Source organism: Pseudomonas sp. 18058, assembly GCF_902706155.1.
Taxonomy (GTDB): domain Bacteria; phylum Pseudomonadota; class Gammaproteobacteria; order Pseudomonadales; family Pseudomonadaceae; genus Aquipseudomonas; species Aquipseudomonas rustica.
Genome location: NZ_CACSJY010000145.1, coordinates 1 through 422, shown reverse-complemented (window position 1 = coordinate 422; position 422 = coordinate 1). Strand labels below are relative to the sequence as shown.

Sequence of the window (422 nt, the reverse complement as noted above, 5' to 3'; positions counted from 1 at the left end):
CTTCTCCCACGACTGGCTCATCGATGACTGGGAAAGCTTTGCCGCCATCAAACGCAGGCACATCCACTACAACCTCATCATCATGGGCCTCGTCCTGATCAACATCCTGGCCGCCATCCTTTACCAATCAACCAACCCCTTCCAGTGGCTGATCAACCTGATCTTCCTCCCCGCCTTCATCAGCTGGATCCTCTGCCGCAAGCAGCTCAGCCAAAAAGCCCACTACAAAGGGCATAAAGGCAACATCGTGTTCCCATGGTTCGCAGGCTTCGGCGGGTTATGAAAAATCGCCCACCCCTGTAGGAGTGAGCCTGCTCGCGATAACGTCTATCCAGCCAACATCAACATTGAATGACCCACCGCCATCGCGAGCAGGCTCACTCCTACAAGGACTTTGCATGCTTACCCAGACCTGTCTCTTA

Annotated in this window: 1 pseudogene; it reads left to right on the top strand. The window is 54.3% G+C overall.

Annotated features, from left to right (window positions below):
* Window positions 1-283: pseudogene (locus GVL50_RS28555) on the top strand (hypothetical protein); the annotation flags it as partial.
* Window positions 284-422: the final 139 nt, after the last annotated feature.